Here is a 17681-nt window from a genome sequence, read left to right as displayed (position 1 = left end):
GTTGTTTGATTTGTTGATAGGGTTACGGCGGTTATGGCGGAAGGGAAACGCCCGGTTACATTCCGAACCCGGTAGCTAAGCCTTCCAGCGCCGATGGTACTGCACTCGTGAGGGTGTGGGAGAGTAGGACACCGCCGGACATCTTCTAATGAAGGGCCACCCATGTCTGGGTGGCCCTTCATTGTATGTTTTGGCGATAGCGCCTTGAGGAAGGATGTACCCGTGAGTTCACAAGCGCACGGCGGAGATCGGCCACGCCGTCAGGACGATCGTCCGGACCGACGGGGCGGTCGCGACGCCTCCGTGCGTGGAGACGGGCGATCGTCCCATCGCGGAGACCGTGATTCGTACGGCGCCTCCCGTGATCGAGGGGGCTCCCCCAGCGGTGGCGGTTACCGCGGCGGTGGGGGATCGGATCCGGACCGTCGGGACCGGTCCGCTCCCCGGGACGGCGGCTTCCGTGGCGGCGCGGGCCGTAGCGGTGGCGACCGTCGGGACGGGCAGTTCCGGGGCGGTCCGCGTCCCAGCGGTGATTTCCGTGCTGACCGGGGCGACCGCGACCAGCGGACTGACCGTGGTGCCGGAGGCCGTGGCGGTGCCGGAGGCCGCGGTTGGGGCGAAGGCGGGGGATTCCGCGGCGGTGAGCGTGGCGGAAGCACCGGTGGCTACCGCTCCGGGTCTCGCGACGGCGGCTCCAGCAGCAGCCCACGTGGCGGCGGCTTCCGCGGCCGGGGTGACGACGACCGAGGCGCCGGCTATCGACGCGACAGCGGAACCGGCGGCGGTGACCGTCGTGAGGGCGGCTACCGGGGCGGCGACCGTCGTGAAGGTGGTTACCGGGGCGACAGCGGGTTCCGTGGCGGCGAGCGTCGGGACGACGCTGGTCGCGGCGGTGACCGTCGTGAGGGCGGTTACCGGGGCGGCGACCGTCGTGAAGGTGGTTACCGGGGCGACAGCGGGTTCCGTGGCGGCGACCGCCGGGACGACTCCGGCCGTGGCGGTGACCGCCGCGAGGGTGGTTACCGTGGCGGCGACCGCCGGGACGATGCCGGTCGTGGTGGTGACCGCCGTGAAGGTGGTTACCGGGGCGACAGCGGGTTCCGTGGTGGCGACCGTCGGGACGATGCTGCTCGTGGCGGTGGTGACCGTCGTGAGGGCGGTTACCGGGGCGGCGACCGCCGTGAAGGTGGTTACCGGGGCGACAGCGGGTTCCGTGGCGGCGAGCGTCGGGACGACGCCGGTCGCGGCGGTGACCGTCGTGAGGGCTTCGGCCGTGACGGTGGCGAGCGTCGTGAGGGCGGTTACCGGGGCGACAGCGGGTTCCGTGGCGGCGAGCGTCGGGACGACGCTGGTCGCGGTGGGGACCGTCGTGAGGGCGGCTACCGAGGTCCCGGCCAGGGCGGCGGGTATCGGAGCGGTGGCTCGGGCGAAGGCGGGCGCGGCTTCCGCGAGCGCGACGGTCGCCCGAGCTTCGAGGACCGCCAGCGGGGTTCGGGCCCTGATCGTGGTCGCCCTGGCGGCGACCGGTCGGGTGCCCGTGAAACCGGTGGTCGCCGTGACGACTTCCGGGGCGAGCGGCCCCGGTACGGCGCCCGGGGCGGCGACGATCGGGGTGGCGCGCGGCCGACAGGCCGGACTGAGGGCGTACGTTCAGGGGCCGACCGGTTCGAGTCGGGCGCCCGGGGCGGCGGCCGTCGGGATGGTGCCGATCGGCGGCCTCGGGAAGAGACCCGCTACGGCGGCGACCAGCGAACCGGGCGGCCAGACGGTCCGGCCAGGGCGGGTGACTCCGCCCGGGAGCCCTCTGGTCCAGCCCTTCCCGACGAGATCGTCGCGACGGATCTGGACAGTTCGGTCCGCGCGGAGCTGCTGTCCCTGGCGAAGCCGGTGGCGGAGCGGGTGGCGCGGCATCTCGTCGCCACCGGACAGCTGATCGACGAGGATGCGGAGCTGGCACTGGAGCACGCACTCGCCGCGCGGCGGCTCGCCGCCAGAATCGCCGTGGTGCGTGAGGCTGTGGGACTGGCCGCGTACCGGGCGGGCGAATGGCAGACCGCTCTCGCCGAACTCCGGACCTACCACCGTATGACGGGCAAGCAGACACATCTGGCCGTACTGGCCGACTGTGAGCGGGCGCTCGGCCGGCCGGAGCGGGCGATCGACCTCTTCCGGGGCGCCGACCGTGAGTCGCTCGACAAGGCGGACGCGATCGAACTGTTGATCGTGGCCGCCGGTGCGCGAGGGGACATGGGCCAGGGCGACGCGGCCGTGGCCATGCTCCAGGTACGCGAACTGACCTCGGCCTCGGCCGAGCCGTGGGCTGCGCGACTCCGGTACGCCTATGCCGACTCCCTGCTGGCGGTGAACCGCCGGGAGGAGGCGCGGGAGTGGTTCGCCCGTGCGGCGGACGCCGACGAGTACGGCGAGACCGACGCGGCGGAACGGCTGCTGGAGCTCGATGGTGTGGTCATCGAGGGAGATGACCTCGACGAAGACGAAGACGACGTCGACCTCGAGAAGACCGAGTCCGAGGCTGATCTCGACGACGAGGCCGACTCCTACGACGCTGGCACGGCCGCCGACACCGACGAGGACCTCGATGACGAGGATCTCGAGGACGACGACGAGGATCTCGACGACGGTGACGAGGACGAGGTCGACCCGGAGGACAACGCGGACGACTTCGACGACGAGGACCTCGACGACGAGGACGACGAGGACGACGAGGACGACGACGAGGCGGTGCTCGGTGGAGACGTGGATGTGCCGGCCGGCGACGGCGTGAGCACGGAGTCGGCCGGTGGCCTCGGGTCGGACAGCCCGGAGCGGAGCAACGCGGGCGAGCCGGCGGCCACGGCCTCCCTCCCCGTCGACGTCTCCACCGACGGGCAGTCGGTGCGGACCGAGGCCGTCAGCGGTGACGACGGGTTGTCACCGGAGTCGACGCCGGTGGGTCCCGAGGGCGACGCGTCCGCAGGCCGTCGGGATGCCGATGGCGACGCGGCGGAGGATTCGCCGGGATCGGCTCGCTCGTGACCGGATCCTCGGCGGACGGTCGGCTGGTCGACGCGTACGACCTGGTGATTCTTGATCTGGACGGTGTGATCTATCTGGTCGACCGGCCGATCGAGACGGGTGTCGCCGCGGTCAGCCGGCTGTACGCCGAGGGCAGGCCGCTGACGTACGCGACGAACAACGCCTCCCGGCGAGCCGTCGAGGTCGCCACGTTGCTCACCAGCATGGGACTCTCCGCCCGGCCCGAAGAGGTACTCACCTCGGCCGGAGCCGCGGCGGAGGTCCTGGCGGAGCGCTTCCCGGCGGACTCGGCCGTACTCGTGGTCGGTGCGGAGGCGTTGCGGGCCGAGGTACGGGCCGCCGGGCTGCGACCGGTCGCCCGGTTGGAGGACGCTCCGGTCGCGGTGGTGCAGGGCTACGGTCCGCAGGTCGGGTGGGCGGATCTCGCCGAGGCCGCGTTGGCGGTACGGGCCGGTGCGGAGTGGATCGCCACCAACACCGACCGCACCCTGCCCACGCTGCGCGGCCCGGTACCGGGAAACGGATCATTGGTGGCGGTGCTGCGTACGGCGCTGGGCCGGGAACCGGACCTGGTGATCGGCAAGCCGGGCCCGGCCCTGTTCACCACCGCGGCCCGGCGGACGGGTGCCGTCCGGCCGCTGGCGGTGGGCGATCGGCTCGACACCGACATCGAGGGTGCCGTCCGGGCCGGCATGGACAGCCTGCTCGTGCTGACCGGTGTGAGTACCCCCACCGAACTGTTGCACGCCCCGGTCCACGCCCGGCCGACCTACGTCGCCGAGACCCTTGACGGGCTCTTCGACCCGGCCGGGGTGGCTCAGCTGCCAGGGCCGACGGCGATGCGCCCGACCGGATCGACCGGCTGGCGGGTGACCAGGGAGAAGGCCATCGGGGTGCTCGCCGGTTCAGGATCACGCGTGGAGGCGTTGCGGGCGTTGTGTGTCGAGTTCTGGTCGGCGGAGGGGCCGCTCGAGGTCGTCCGCCCGGCCGACGACGAGGCCCGGGCGACGCTCGAGGCGCTCGGACTGCTGGCGGCCTCAGCGTCGGAGTGAGTTGCCGGTCACCCGGGCGGCCGGGTGCGGTCAGAGGAGCTTACGGAGCTTCAGCAGGTCGAACGGGTTGGCTTTGATCGCCATCTGCCGCCCGGCGAGCGCCTTGGGGATATCCAGTTCGCCCCGGACCAGACGGATCAGGTCGTCGCTGGTCGTGCTCAACGCGATCTTCGCCTTCGGGTCGTCACCGTCCGCCAGGTCGACCAGCCGTCCACCGGTCAGCCGGCCGTGGAACGCGGTGCCGAGGTCGGTGATCCGGCAGGCGAGCGTACGGTCCAGATCGACCTGGTTACGTACGGTGGCGGCGTTGGCGTCCATCCGAGCCGCCAGATCGTGCAGCGCCTGCCGACATTCCTCAACACTGGCCATTGCCCGCCCCCTCGGCTCGCGCCACGCCCGTTTCCCGGGCACCGTACCGCACTGGCCGGCGGTCGGCGCCCGGTAGCGTGACAACCTGTACAGTCGGCACCCGCGAAAGGACCGGGGTATGCAGGACGCGTGGCGGGCCTATCTCGAGTTGGCCCTCGGCCTGAGTGAGGCGTCGAGGAAGCGGGCCCAGACGGTCGCCAGGAAGCTGGTCGGCTCCAGCGGCGCCACCGCCGCCCAACTGCAGACCATGGCGGAGGAGTTGATTTCCACCGGCATGGCCAACCGGGAGGCACTGACGAAGATCGTCCGGGTGGAGGTCGACCGGGCACTGGGTGTGCTCGGGCTTGCCACGAACGACGAGGTCAACGCCCTGACCCGACGCGTACAGCAGCTGGAACGGGAACTGTCGGCCGCGCGGGCGGCCGGCGGGGCGGACACCACCCCAGCGACCGGCCCGGACGCGGCGTCGGCCGGGAAGGCGCTGGTGCCGAGGCCGGTGGCCAAGAAGGCGGTCGCCAAGAAGGCGGTCGCCACGCGGGCGGAGGCACAGGAGCCCGTCGCCCGGCAGGCCCTCGCCAAGCAGGCGGTGGCGAAGAAGGCCGCCGCGAACAAGGCGGCGAAGAACGCTGCGGCGAAGAAGACGACGGCCAAGAAGACGGTGGCCAAGAAGGCCACGCGTTCGTCGGCCTCCGCTGGTGATGCGGCGTGAACCCGACGCCCGTACCCGGTCCGTTCCGGCCCGGCGGCCCACCGGGATCCGGCGCGTCGACCGGTGCCGTGACGCCCACCGACCGGGACGACGACGCCGGTGGGAGCGGCTCCGGCCACCCGGCCGTGGACGCCGTACTCCAGGCCATGGCCAACGCGGCCAACCTGCCACCGGCCGACCAGATCGCCCAGTACGAGGCCGCGCACCGCACGCTGCGGGAAACCCTCGCCACCATCGACCAGGCGTGAGCCCAGCCACCCTCCGGAGAAACATCGATGGCACGTCGTACCCGACTTGACGCCGAACTCGTCCGCCGCGGCCTGGCCCGGTCGCGGGAGCAGGCCGCCGCGCTGGTGGAGGCCGGCCGGGTCCAGGTCCGTGGTGTGGCGGCCCGCAAGGTCGCGGCCATGGTCGACCCGGCGGACCCGGTCCGGGTGCTCGGTGAGGATCCCGGCACCGAGTACGTCTCCCGTGGCGGCCACAAGCTCGCCGGCGCCCTCGCCGCGTTCACCCCGGACGGCCTGCGGGTGACCGGTCGGCGCTGCCTCGACGCCGGGGCCTCGACCGGCGGCTTCACCGACGTGCTGCTCCGCGGGGGTGCGGCCGAGGTGGTCGCGGTCGACGTCGGATACGGCCAGCTCGCCTGGGCGCTCCGGGAGGATCCCCGGGTCCGGGTCTTCGAACGCACCAACGTCCGCACCCTCACCCCCGACACCGTCGGCGGGACCGTCGCCCTCACCGTCGCCGATCTCTCGTTCATCTCCCTGCGCCTGGTGCTTCCCGCGTTGCGGGCCTGCACGGACCCGGAGGGGGACCTGGTGCTCATGGTCAAGCCGCAGTTCGAGGTCGGCAAGGAGCGGGTCGGCAGCGGCGGGGTGGTCCGGGATCCGGAACTGCGGACCGAGGCCGTCCTCACGGTCGCCGGCACCGCCGCCGACCTTGACCTCGGGCTGGCCGGTGTGGTGGCCAGCCCACTGCCGGGCCCGAGCGGCAATGTGGAATTCTTCGTCTGGCTGCGACAGGGCGCGCCGGCCCCGGACGAGACGCGGGTCCGCGCGGCGGTGGCGGCCGGACCGGCCGGGTCGACCGGCTCGGGCGTGGCACGGGAGGGAGCCCGATGACCCGGACCGCACTTCTGGTGACGCACACCGGCCGTCCCGCGAGCACCGAACACGCCCGTACCGTCGCGGCGGACCTGATCGCGGCCGGTTTCGAGGTACGGGTGGTGGCCGAGGAGGCGGACGACCTCGACCTGCCCGGGGTGCGACCGGTCGGCCTGCTCGGCGCCGCCGAGGGTGCGGAGATCGTCATCGCGCTCGGCGGTGACGGCACCTTCCTCCGCGCTGCGGACCTGGCCCGTCCGGCGAAGGCGCCGCTGCTCGGCATCAATCTCGGCCGGGTCGGTTTCCTCGCCGAGGCGGAGATCGACGACCTGGACCAGGCGGTCCGGGACGTGGTCCAGCGCGACTACACAGTGGACGAGCGGCTCACCCTGGACGTACGGGCCGAGTTCGAGGGCGGCCCGGTGATCGAGTCCTGGGCGCTCAACGAGGTTACCGTGGAGAAGGGCGAACGCGCCCAGATGCTGGAACTCCTGGTCGACGTCGACGGGCGACCGCTGTCCCGGTACGGCTGCGACGGTGTCGTCTGCGCCACCCCCACCGGCTCCACCGCGTACGCCTTCTCCGCCGGGGGACCGGTCGTCTGGCCGGAGGTGGAGGCGCTGCTGCTGGTACCGATCAGTGCGCACGCGCTGTTCAGTCGTCCGATCGTCACCGCCCCGACCTCGACCTTCACCATCACCGTGAACCCGTTCACCACCCTCGCGGTGCTCGCCTGCGACGGCCGTCGGGTGTACGACCTGCCCCCGGGGGCCCGGGTCACCGTCCACCGGGGTGCGCTGCCGGTCCGGGTCGTCCGGCTGCGGGCCCGGCACTTCACCGATCGGCTGGTCGCCAAGTTCGGCCTACCGGTGGAGGGCTGGCGGGACCGCCGGAGTTAGCCCCGTACCGCCCGGCGTGGGTACTCGCTCCGCTGGTGGGGTGCCGATGACGGTGCCTGGACCGGCGGTTCGACGACCGGTGAATTCGGCATCGGGCGGGCCGGTCCGGAACGGTCGTCGACAAACGGGGGCGGGCGCCGGGTGGTCAAGTGTCGGGGGCCGCTACTACTGTCGGTGGCTGTGCTGGAAGAGCTGCGCATCACCGGGTTGGGCGTCATCGAGGACACCACGCTGCCGCTCACCCGCGGTATGAACGTCATCACGGGCGAGACCGGCGCGGGCAAGACCATGGTCGTCACGGGTCTCGGGCTGCTCTTCGGCGGGCGTGCCGACGCCGGTCGGGTGCGGGCCGATCCCGGTCGGGCGGTGGTCGAGGGCCGGCTGCGGCTGGCCGGTGGCGTCGCCAGCGCCGTACACACCCGGATCGCCGACGCGGGGGGTGAGCCGGACGACGACGGTTCGGTGCTGCTGAGCCGTACGGTCACCGTGGAGGGGCGCTCCCGGGCCCATGTCGCCGGCCGGAGCATGCCGGTCGCGATGCTCGGCGAGATCGGTGAGCAGGTGCTGGCCGTACACGGCCAGTCGGACCAGCTGCGGCTGCTCCGTCCGGCCGAGCAGCGGGCCGCCCTGGACCGGTTCGGCGGGCCGGAACACGAGAAGCTGCTGGAGAGCCTGCGGGAGTCGTACGCGCAGTGGCGCCGGGTCTCGGACGACCTGGCCGACCGGCGGCGCAACGCCCGCGAGCGCAACCAGGAGGCGGACCTGCTGCGGCTCGGCCTGGACGAGATCACCCGGGTGGACCCTCAACCGGGGGAGGACGAGGAGCTCAAGGCGGAGGCGCAACGGCTGGAGCACGCGGAGGGTCTGCGGACCGCGGCCCAGACCGCCCAGCACTGCGTGGCGGGCGCGGCCGAGCCGACCGACGAGATGGCCGACGTGACGACGCTGCTCGGGCACGCCCGCCGGACCCTCGAGGCCCAGGCCGGGGTGGACCGGACCCTCGGTGACCTGGCGGGGCGACTCGAAGAGGTGGCCACGCTGGTCGGTGACATCGCGGCGGAACTCTCCGGCTACCTGGCGGCACTCGACGCCGACCCGGCCCGGCTGCAGACCATCTATGAGCGTCGGGCGGCACTGCGCGGGCTGACCCGCAAGTACGCCGACGACGTCGACGGGGTGATCGCCTGGGCGGAGCGGGCCCGGACCCGGCTGTCCGAGCTGGACAGCTCCGACGAACTCCTCGACGAACTGGAGCGGGAGCGGGACCGGTTGGCCGGTGAGGTCGCCGAGTTGGCCGCCCGGCTCTCCGTGGCCCGGCGGGAGGCCGCCGGGCGGTTCGCCGAGCAGGTGACCGTCGAACTCGCCGGGTTGGCGATGCCGCACGCCCGGATCGAGGTGGCGGTGCTGCCCCGCGCCGCCGGTCGGGGTGAGCCGACGCTGACGGTCGACGGTGTGCAGGTCGGGGTCGGCCCGGACGGCGCGGACGAGGTCGAGCTGCGGCTGCTCGCCCACCCGGGCGCACCGTCGCTGCCGCTGCAGCGGGGCGCCTCCGGCGGCGAACTGTCCAGGGTGATGCTCGCCATCGAGGTCGTCTTCGCCGGCTCCGGCGGGCCGCCCACGCTCGTCTTCGACGAGGTCGACGCCGGGGTCGGCGGTCAGGCGGCGGTGGAGATCGGCCGGCGGCTGGCCCGGCTGGCCCGTACCCACCAGGTTCTGGTGGTGACGCACCTGCCGCAGGTCGCCGCGTTCGCCGACCGGCACCTGGTGGTGGCCAAGGACACCGGAGGTGCGGTGACGACCAGCGGGGTGCGGGTCGTCGAGGACACCGAGCGGGCCCGGGAGCTCGCCCGGATGCTCGCTGGTTTGCCCGATTCCGATCTGGGTATCGCGCATGCGGAGGAACTGCTGGCGGTGGCGGCCCGGGAACGCCGGCCCTGAGGCGGGATGACGGTCGATCGCCCTGGTCCGAGGGAAGCGAGAACAGATGGTGTGACGCGGGCCACACCCGGCCGAGCGTCGATGTGGTTCCCTTGGGGGTGGCGGCCCTGCTCAGGCATGTCGCGACAGAAAGCTCTGCCTCACATGCCAGGATGGTCAGGATGCGTTTACCCACGTTGCGCCGGGCCCGGAGCGCTGAACCGGGCAAGATTGTCGGTACCGCGCGCCTCGACCGCCGGACGAAGCGCCTGGTCGGTCGGCTGCGTCCCGGTGACATCGCGGTGATCGACCATGTCGACCTGGACCGGGTGGCGGCCGATTCGCTGGTCGCGGTCGGCGTCGGGGCGGTGCTCAACGCGAAGCCCTCGGTCTCCGGTCGCTACCCCAATCTCGGGCCGGAAGTCCTGATCAAGGCGGGGATCCCCCTCCTCGACGACCTCGGTGAGAGCATTTTCCAGCAGATCCGCGAGGGCGACACGGTCCGGATCGACGGCAACACCGTGCTGGTCGGCGACGAACCGGTCGGGCACGGCAGCCGGCAGGACGCCGAGTCGGTGGCCAAGGCGATGGCCGACGCCCGGGAGGGCCTGTCGGTGCAGTTGGAGGCCTTCGCGGCTAACACCATGGACTACCTCAAGCAGGAGCGCGACCTGCTGCTCGACGGGGTCGGGGTGCCCGACATCGAGACCCCGATCCGGGGGCGGCACTGCCTGATCGTGGTCCGGGGGTACGACTACAAGGCCGACCTCGACGTGCTGCGCCCGTACATCCGGGAGTTCAAACCGGTGCTGATCGGGGTCGACGGCGGGGCGGACGCCCTGGTCGAGGCGGGTTACACGCCTGACCTGATCATCGGTGACATGGACTCGGTCACCGACGACGTGCTGCGCTGCGGCGCCGAGGTGATCGTGCACGCGTACCCGGACGGTCGGGCCCCCGGCCTGGCCCGGGTGAACGGGCTCGGGGTCACCGCCCAGACCTTTCCGGCCGCGGCCACCAGCGAGGACCTGGCGATGCTGCTCGCCGACGGCAAGGGCGCCTCGTTGATCGTGGCGGTCGGCACGCACGCCACGCTCGTCGAGTTCCTGGACAAGGGTCGGGGCGGCATGGCCTCCACCTTCCTCACCCGGCTCAAGGTCGGTGGCAAGCTGGTCGACGCCAAGGGCGTGAGCCGGCTGTACCGGCAGAGCATCTCCGGGTCCTCGCTGCTGCTGCTGGTGCTCTCGGCACTGGCCGCGATGGCGTCGGCCGTCGCGGTCTCCACCGTCGGCAAGGCCTACCTCGGCGTGGCATCGGAGTGGTGGAACAATATGGTGTTCCAACTTGGACAGCTCTTCTAGGCCCTGGCCGACGGACGTCGGGCCCCGATCGATCAAGAGGCGCTGGTCGTGATCAACTTTCGGTACCACGTGGTGTCGCTCACCGCGGTCTTCCTGGCCCTGGCCATCGGCCTGGTGGTCGGCACCGCCGCGCTCAACGGCCCCGCCGCCGACGCGCTGAACAACCGGGTCAACGGGTTGAGCAAGAGCAACGACCAGCTCCGTGACCAGGTCAACAGCATGGAGGCCGAGCTCCAGCGCGAGGAGGACTTCGTCACCGAGGCGGCACCGCACCTGCTGCGGGGCACGCTCACCGGCCGCCGGGTGGTGCTGGTCGCGCTGCCGAGTGGGCAGGACCACGTCGAGAACGTCACCGAGATGATCCGGCAGACCGGGGCCACCATCACCGGGCGGATCGACGTACAGGAGAAGCTCATCGAACCGGCCAACAACGTCGACCTGCTCGGCATGGCGGCCCGGGCGGCTCGCCCGACGATTCCCGACACCGGCCTGCCCGGCAGTGACGGCGTGGAGAAGTCCGGCGCCCTGCTGGCCAGCGCCCTGCTGGACCGTCCCGAGGGCGGCTCCCCGGTGACCGACGCGGACCGGCGGGCGGTGCTGGACGACTACAGCGAGGCGGGCTACCTGACCGTGCAGCAGAAGATCACCGCCTCGGCTGAGGCGGTCGTGGTGGTCAGCGGGCAGCCGTACGTCGACCGGGACGCCGCCAAGAAGGACGCCTCGGTGGTCCGGTTCACCGACCAGTTCGACAAGGCGTCCCTGGCCGTCGTCGCCGGCAACGGCAGCGGCGGCGGCAACCTGGTGGCGGAGGTGCGGCGCGATCCGGCGCTGTCCAAGACCATCTCCACCGTCGACAACGCCAACACCGTGCAGGGGCAACTGGTCACCGCCCTGGCCCTGGTCCAGCAGTTCGGGACCAAGCAGGCCGGGGCGTACGGGGTCGGCGAGGGCGCCCAGTCGCTGCTGCCGGTACTGCCCGAGTGACCGCCCGGAAACGCGGCACCCGCCGGCTGGCCTTCGGTACCGCCGCCGGGTTGGCCGCCGCGGCCCTGCGCGCCGTCTCCGCCGGTCCCTGGGCCCCCTCGCTGGAACGCACCAACTTCCGGGGCCGCACCGTCACCCTGGCCGCCGGGCCGGCGCTCGCCGCCGCCGCGGCCGTGGGCGGGGCGGCCGGCGCGCCGAGCCGCCCCGCCGCCGCCGCGGCCCTGGTCGCCGGTCTCTCCTCCGGAGCCGTCGGCCTCTACGACGACGTGGTCGGGGCCCGCCCCGACCAGAAAGCGGCCAAGGGTTTCGCCGGACACCTCGCCGCGCTGCGGCAGGGCCGGGTCACCAGCGGGCTGGTCAAGATCGCCGGGGTGGGGGCGGCCGGACTCGCCGCCGCCGCGCTGCTCGCCGCCGACCCCAGCGTCCGGTCACATCCGCGCCGCCGCCGGGCCGGCCGTACCGCCGGCCTGGTCGACGTGCTGCTCGGCGCCGGTGTGGTCGCCGGCACGGCCAACCTGGTCAACCTGCTCGACCTGCGGCCGGGCCGGGCACTCAAGGCCGGCGTGCTGCTCGGCACCCCGCTGCTGCCCGGCCCGAACGGCGGGCTCGCCGCCGGACCGGTCGGCGCCGCCGCCGCGCTGCTCCCCGCCGACCTCGACGAGCGGGTCATGCTCGGCGACAGCGGGGCGAACGCGCTCGGCGCGCTGCTCGGAGTGGCACTGGCCGCGCGTACCGGACCGGTGGGGCGGGCCGCCCTGCTGACCGGAATCGCCGCGCTCACCGCCGCCAGCGAGAAGGTCAGCTTCACCCAGGTGATCCAGAACACCCGGGGGTTGCGCGAACTCGACGCGCTGGGTCGGCGACACTCCTGACGTGAAGACGCCGGCACCTCTCGCCGGCGCCGGCCGGGTCGCCGGCGCCGTGGCGCTGATCGCCGTACTGACCGTGGCCAGTCGACTGGCCGGGTTCGGGCGTACCGCCGTCTTCACCTGGGTGATGGGCGACAACAGCGACCTCGGTGGCATGTACGTGGTCGCGAACACCGTCCCGAACATCATCTTCGAGATCGTCGCCGGTGGGGCGCTGGCCAGTCTTGTCGTACCGCTGCTGGCCGGCGCGGTCGCGGCCGGTGACCGGGCCGCGGTGGCCCGGACCACCGGCGCCCTGCTCAGCTGGACGCTCACCCTGCTGATCCCGCTCGCGGTCGCGGTCGCGGTCTTCGCCGAACCGGTCATCGGGCTGATCGCCGACCGGCCCAGCCCGGCCGAGGTCGAGGCCGGAGCGCGGATGCTGCGAGTGTTCGCCCCCCAGTTGCCGCTGTACGGGATCGGCATCGTGCTCACCGGGGTACTCCAGTCGTACCGCCGGTTCGCCTGGCCGGTGATCGCCCCGCTGCTCTCCAGCGTCACGGTGATCGGGGTCTACCTGGCGTTCGCCGCCGTCGACGGGGTGCACCCGAGCATCGCCGAGGTCGGACGCGGCGGAGAGCTGATCCTCTCCGCCGGCACCACCCTCGGCGTGGTGGTGCTCTCACTGTCACTGCTCGTGCCCCTGCGCCGGCTGCGGCTGCCGATCCGACCCGGCTACCGGTTCCCGGCCGACGCCCGGGCCAAGGTCGGCGGCCTCGCCCTGGCCGGGGCCGCCACCGTGACCGCCCAGCAGATCGCCCTGGTGGTCAGCCTGCACCAGGTGACCGGTGGGCCGACCGGCGCGGAGGTGGTCTTCAACCTGGCCCAGACGGTGTACCTGCTGCCCTGGGCCGTGCTCGCCGTCCCGCTGGCAGTCGCGGCGTACCCGACCCTCGCCGCCGCCCACGCCACCGGGGACGTCGCCGGCTACCGGGACACCCTCGCCCCGACCGCGCGTCGGGTGCTGCTGTTCAGCTGCCTCGGCGCGGCGGCGCTGGTCGGCACCGCCGAACCGGTCGCCCGGTTCTTCTGGCCGGACAGCGGCACCGCCTCCGCCGCCGCCATCGCCGGTTTCGCCCCCGGGCTGCTCGGCTACGGCCTGCTGGCGGTCCTCACCCGGGCCCTGTACGCCCGCAACGCGGCCGCCCCGGCCACCGTCGCCACGGTCGTCGGCTGGCTCCTGGTGCCCGTCGCCGCGATCGGGCTGTCCACCGTCTTTCCGGTCGACTACCGGGTGTTCGCGGTGGGCGTGGCGAACTCGCTCGGCATGCTGGTGTTGGGCGTGCTGCTGGTCGTGGTGGTGATCCGGGAAGCCGGCCGCCGGGCGTTGATTGGTTTCCCCCGCGCGGTGCTGGTGGGAGTGCTCGCCGGGGTCGTCGCGGCGGCGGTCGGCGCGGCACTGGCGCACTGGCTGGGCGGCGGCGCCGACGGCACCCCGGCGCGCGGCGCCGCCCTGCTACAGGGCATGCTGTCCGGTGTCGCCGTCGGCGCGGTGTTCGTCGCGATCGTGTACCCGCTGGACCGGCACGACGTACGCCCGCTGCTGGTCGCGGCGCGGAACCGGCTGCGTGGCCTGACGGCCCGGGTGGGTCGACGCAACGTCGACGGCCCGGAGGTGGACGAGGAGAGGGAGCGGGAAACGCGGTGAGTACCGGGACAGCCGGCGACTGGGCCGGCTCGGTCGTCCTCCTCCTCGCCTCCAGCACCGGGGGTGTCGGTCAGCACGTCGCCTCGCTGGCCCGAGGTCTGGTCGCCAACGGCGTCGGGGTCACCGTCTGCGGGCCGGCCGCCACCGAGCAGCAGTTCACCTTCACCGCCAGTGGTGCCCGTTTCGTCCCGGTCGAGATCCCGGCGAACCCGACTCCGGCCGATGCCCGGGCGGTCGCCGCGCTGCGCCGGGTGCTGACCGGACCGGTCGACGTGGTGCACGCGCACGGACTGCGGGCCGGCCTGGTCGCGGTACTCGCCCGGCCGGTCGTACCGGTGGTGGTCACCTGGCACAACGCGGTGCTCGCCACCGGCGTACGGGGACAACTGTCCCGGTTCGTCGAACGGGTCGTCGCCCGCCGGGCCCGGATCACCCTCGGCGCCTCCGCCGACCTGGTCGACCGGGCCCGTGCCCTCGGTGCCCCGGACGCCCGACTCGCCCCGGTCGCCGCGCCCACCCTGCCGCCCCCGCGCCGGACCCGGGGAGCGGTCCGGGCCGAGTTCGGCGTCGCGCCGGACCAGCCGCTGATCCTGTCGGTCGGTCGCCTGCACCCGCAGAAGCGCTACGACGTGCTGGTGGATGCCGCGGCCCGGTGGCGGGGGCTGGAACCGGCCCCGGTGGTGGTGATCGCCGGCAGCGGCCCCAGCTATCTGCAACTGGCCGCCCGGATCTCGGCGGCCCGGGCCCCGGTCACCCTGCTGGGCCACCGCACCGACGTCGCCGACCTGCTCGGCGGGGCCGATCTGGCGGTGGTCACCAGCGACTGGGAGGCCCGCCAACTCTTCGCCCAGGAAACGCTGCGGGCCGGCGTACCACTGGTCGCCACCGCCGTCGGCGGGCTGCCGGAGCTGGTCGGCGACGCGGTCGTGCTGGTCCCGCCGGGCGACGTCGACGCGATCGACGAGGCGGTACGGGCCCTGCTCGCCGACGCCGACCGGCGGGCCGAGTTGTCCCGGGCCGGTGCCGCCCGGGCCGCCGAATGGCCGACCGAGGCCGAGACGGTCGCCACCGTCACCGCGATCTACGCCGAACTCGCCCCGGCCGAGGTGCCCGGTCGCCAACCCGACGACTCCGCCACCGGTCCCGCCGGGGCCACCGGTTCGGCGGCGGGGCAGGTCTGATGCCGCGCTCGCGACCCGCGTGGCGCAGTTGGCTGGTGGCGCTGCCCCGGCGGCTGCGGCCGGACCGCCCGGGCCGGACCGACCAGGCGCCGGACCTGACGGGGCTCACCGTGACAGCGGACCCGGCACGGCCCGCTGCGGCACCGGACCCGGTACGGCGGCTCACGGCGGCACCGTTACTGCGTCGGCTGGTGCCGGTCCTGCTGACCGTGGCGGTGGTGGGCCTCGGCGTCGCCGCGCTGGTCGTCCGGCCGGCCTCCGGCGCACCGGAGAAGACCGCCGACTACGTGGTGCTGGCCGGGGTGCCGGGGCTGCGGTGGGACGACGTGGACCCGGAAACCACCCCGACGCTGTGGCAGATGGCCGAGCGCGGCTCGATCGGTTCCCTGTCGGTCCGGTCGGCGCGGCAGCCGACCTGTCCGGTCGACGGCTGGCAGACCCTCGGTGCCGGCAACTTCGCGGCCTGGGACGGCAGCGTGGTGCCCGCCGGGTGTCCGCCGCTGGACGTCACCGTCGAGCGGCCGGACCGGATCAGCGCCAACCTGCCCGACCAGCGGGCCACGGTCAACTACAACCAGGACAAGCTGCGCTGGGGCACCGTGCCGGGGGCGTTGGCCGAGTCGGTCCGCTGCACCGTCGCGGTCGGCCCCGGTGCCGCCGTCGCCGCCGCCCGGCCCTTCGGGCGGGTGGACCGGTACGCCGAGAAGCTGCCGACCGACCTGCCCGACCTGCTCGACGACTGCGTACTCAGCATCGTCGACCTCGGTACCGTCGCCGGAGACGACCCCGTCGGCCGGGCCGCCGCCGCCCGCCGGGCCGACGCCGCCCTGGCCCGGGTGCTGGCGGCCCGCCCCGCGCGGTCCCTGGTGCTGGTCGCCGGGATCGCCGACACTGACCAGACGTCGCGGCTGCACGTGGCGGTCGCCGACGGCCCCGGCTGGGAACGCGGCTGGCTCACCTCACGCAGCACCGGACGGGACGGTTACCTGCAACTGGTCGACCTGGCGCCGACCACGCTGGCCGCGCTCGGCCGGCCGGCGCCGCAGCGGCTCTTCGTCGGACAGCCGGCGACCGTGGTCGGCGGCCGCCCGGCCGCCCTGCCCGACGCGATCGCCGCACCGGCGGACGCCGACCGGGAGGCCCGGGCCCAGCAACGGGTGGCCCGATGGTTCTTCGTGCTGCTGGCCGGCCTGCAGGTGCTGCTCGCGATCGCGGTCGTACCGCTGTTGCGGCGGGCCCGCCGGCACGCCGGACCCGCCGGGCCGACCCCGGCGCCCCGGCGGGTCGTCGCGACGGTGGAGGTGCTGCTGATCGCGGCCGCGCTCGCGATACCCGCCGCGCTGGTCGCCGACGTGGTCCCGTGGTGGCGCGGCGAACACGCCGGTGTCTACTTCGCCCTGGTCACCGCCGTGCTGCTCGGTGCGGCCACCGCCGGGGTCCGACTGGCCCGGGCGTACGGGCGCACCCTCTGGCCGTTGGGCAGCGTGGCCGCGTTGGCGGCGCTGGTGGTCGCCGCCGACGTGATCACCGGAGCCCGGCTCCAGCTCAACGGGGTGATCGGTTACTCGGCGCTGGAGGGCGGACGCTACTCCGGGCTCGGCGTGGTCGGCCTCGGCGTGTTCGTGGCCGGCAGTCTGCTGACCGCCGGATGGCTCGCCCAACGGGTACGCCGCAGCTGGCGTCCGGCGGTGGTGGTGCTGGTCGGGGTGCTCGGGGTGATCGTGGTCGGCAGCCCGTACCTGGGCGGTGATCCGGTGGGGGCGGTCGCGTTGACCGCCGGGGTGAGCATCGCCGCCGCGATCAGCACCGGCGGCTGGCTGACTCCCGGCCGGCTGGCCTGGGCCACCATGGCGGGTCTCGCGGTCACGATCGGGTTCGCCCTGCTCGACCTGCGTCAGCCGCTCGACCAGCGGGGCAGCCTCGGCCGGTTCCTCGCCGCCTTCGGCGACGGCACCAGCGGACTCACCGTGCACCGGTCCGGGGCGGCGAACATGACGGCGCTGCTCGGTAGCCCGCTGACCGTGCTGGCCCTGGTCGGCGCGGTGCTGGTGTGGTTCGCCCTGCTGCGTCCCTGGGGCGGCCTCAAGCGCCTCTTCGGGATCTATCCGGCGGTCCGGGCCGGGATGGCCGGTATCGCGGTGGCGGCCCTGCTCGGCGGGGTGCTCGGTGGCTCGGCCCTGAACGTCGCCGGGGCGGCGGCCGCCCTGGCGGTGCCGATGGCCGCCCTGGCCGCCCTGCGGGTGCTCGACCACGCCGCCGACCGGACCATACCGGCCGCGATCCCGTGGCCGGAGGAACCGGCCGACGCGCCGACCGGCTGAGCCGCGTCCTGCCTGCTCGCCGGTCCCTGCCGGTCTCCCGGAGCCTGCTGCCGGTCTCCCGGAGCCTGCTGCCGGTTTCCCGGACCCTGCCGGTCTCCCGGAGCCTGCCGCTCGGCCCTGGGGGAGCGGTCGGGGGAGCCGGTGGCGGGAGGTGACCGGCGGGTTGATCAGGTGCGACCACCGGGTCGACGGC

The 17681-nt window shown here is 73.8% G+C and carries 13 protein-coding genes, 1 rRNA gene and 2 pseudogenes; 15 read left to right on the top strand and 1 reads right to left on the bottom strand.

Translation table 11 applies throughout. The features are described from left to right. Positions 1 to 23 precede the first annotated feature (23 nt). The 4 genes and pseudogenes from rrf (at position 24) to V1633_RS35570 (ending at position 4088) form a co-directional block, all read left to right on the top strand. Positions 24 to 140, top strand: a 5S ribosomal RNA gene (gene rrf / locus V1633_RS35585). Between the two features lie 389 nt (positions 141 to 529). After that, the gene (locus tag V1633_RS35580; protein ID WP_331217653.1) at positions 530 to 1933 is read left to right on the top strand and encodes a hypothetical protein; all 1404 of its coding nucleotides are present in this window, start codon (positions 530 to 532) and stop codon (positions 1931 to 1933) included. Next, positions 1867 to 2509: pseudogene (locus tag V1633_RS37120) on the top strand (Replicase polyprotein 1ab); the annotation flags it as partial. The gene V1633_RS35580 and the pseudogene V1633_RS37120, both read left to right, overlap by 67 nt. A gap of 523 nt (positions 2510 to 3032) precedes the next feature. After that, entirely contained in the window at positions 3033 to 4088 is a 1056-nt protein-coding gene (locus V1633_RS35570; RefSeq protein ID WP_331217570.1) for an HAD-IIA family hydrolase, read from the top strand. 30 nt (positions 4089 to 4118) lie between these two features. On the opposite strand, the gene V1633_RS35565 is transcribed toward V1633_RS35570, so the two are convergent. Further along, positions 4119 to 4457 carry an alkyl sulfatase C-terminal domain-containing protein gene (locus V1633_RS35565; RefSeq protein ID WP_331217569.1) on the bottom strand — a complete coding sequence of 113 codons (339 nt, stop codon included), beginning with the start codon at positions 4455 to 4457 and terminating at the stop codon, positions 4119 to 4121. A 118-nt stretch (positions 4458 to 4575) separates the two neighbouring features. On the opposite strand from V1633_RS35565, the gene V1633_RS35560 reads away from it, so the two are divergent. From V1633_RS35560 to V1633_RS35510, 11 genes and pseudogenes are all read left to right on the top strand, one after another. Further along, entirely contained in the window at positions 4576 to 5166 is a 591-nt protein-coding gene (locus tag V1633_RS35560) for a phasin family protein (RefSeq protein ID WP_331217568.1), read from the top strand. 68 nt (positions 5167 to 5234) lie between these two features. Next, positions 5235 to 5414, top strand: coding sequence for a hypothetical protein (locus tag V1633_RS35555; RefSeq protein ID WP_331217645.1), 180 nt, complete (start codon positions 5235 to 5237; stop codon positions 5412 to 5414). A 27-nt stretch (positions 5415 to 5441) separates the two neighbouring features. Then, complete coding sequence (locus V1633_RS35550; RefSeq protein ID WP_331217567.1) at positions 5442 to 6287, top strand: TlyA family RNA methyltransferase; 846 nt, start codon at positions 5442 to 5444, stop codon at positions 6285 to 6287. Then, positions 6284 to 7168, top strand: coding sequence for an NAD kinase (locus V1633_RS35545; protein ID WP_331217566.1), 885 nt, complete (start codon positions 6284 to 6286; stop codon positions 7166 to 7168). The genes V1633_RS35550 and V1633_RS35545 overlap by 4 nt, the downstream gene beginning before the upstream one ends. A 180-nt stretch (positions 7169 to 7348) precedes the next feature. Continuing rightward, positions 7349 to 9106, top strand: coding sequence for a DNA repair protein RecN (gene recN / locus V1633_RS35540; protein WP_331217644.1), 1758 nt, complete (start codon positions 7349 to 7351; stop codon positions 9104 to 9106). A 161-nt stretch (positions 9107 to 9267) separates the two neighbouring features. After that, positions 9268 to 10446 (top strand): putative cytokinetic ring protein SteA, encoded by a 1179-nt coding sequence (gene steA, locus V1633_RS35535; protein ID WP_331217565.1) that lies wholly within the window; start codon positions 9268 to 9270, stop codon positions 10444 to 10446. Positions 10447 to 10494: 48 nt separating this feature from the next. Further along, on the top strand, positions 10495 to 11430 hold the full coding sequence (locus tag V1633_RS35530) for a copper transporter (protein ID WP_331217564.1): 936 nt from the start codon (positions 10495 to 10497) through the stop codon (positions 11428 to 11430). After that, positions 11427 to 12302: a hypothetical protein gene (locus tag V1633_RS35525; protein WP_407952128.1), complete on the top strand. Its 876-nt coding sequence runs from the start codon at positions 11427 to 11429 to the stop codon at positions 12300 to 12302. Before V1633_RS35530 ends, V1633_RS35525 begins: the two co-directional genes overlap by 4 nt. Before the next feature lies 1 nt (position 12303). After that, on the top strand, positions 12304 to 13986 hold the full coding sequence (murJ, locus tag V1633_RS35520) for a murein biosynthesis integral membrane protein MurJ (protein ID WP_331217563.1): 1683 nt from the start codon (positions 12304 to 12306) through the stop codon (positions 13984 to 13986). Then, a complete protein-coding gene (locus V1633_RS35515) occupies positions 13983 to 15167 on the top strand; it encodes a glycosyltransferase family 4 protein (protein ID WP_331217562.1) in 1185 nt (394 codons plus the stop codon). Before murJ ends, V1633_RS35515 begins: the two co-directional genes overlap by 4 nt. Further along, positions 15167 to 17449, top strand: a pseudogene (locus V1633_RS35510) (hypothetical protein); the annotation flags it as partial. The gene V1633_RS35515 and the pseudogene V1633_RS35510, both read left to right, overlap by 1 nt. Between the last annotated feature and the right edge of the window lie 232 nt (positions 17450 to 17681).

Source organism: Plantactinospora sonchi (genome assembly GCF_036422035.1).
GTDB lineage: Bacteria > Actinomycetota > Actinomycetes > Mycobacteriales > Micromonosporaceae > Plantactinospora > Plantactinospora sonchi.
The sequence above is the reverse complement of the archived record's forward strand: the minus strand, read 5'-3'. Positions and strand labels throughout refer to the sequence as shown.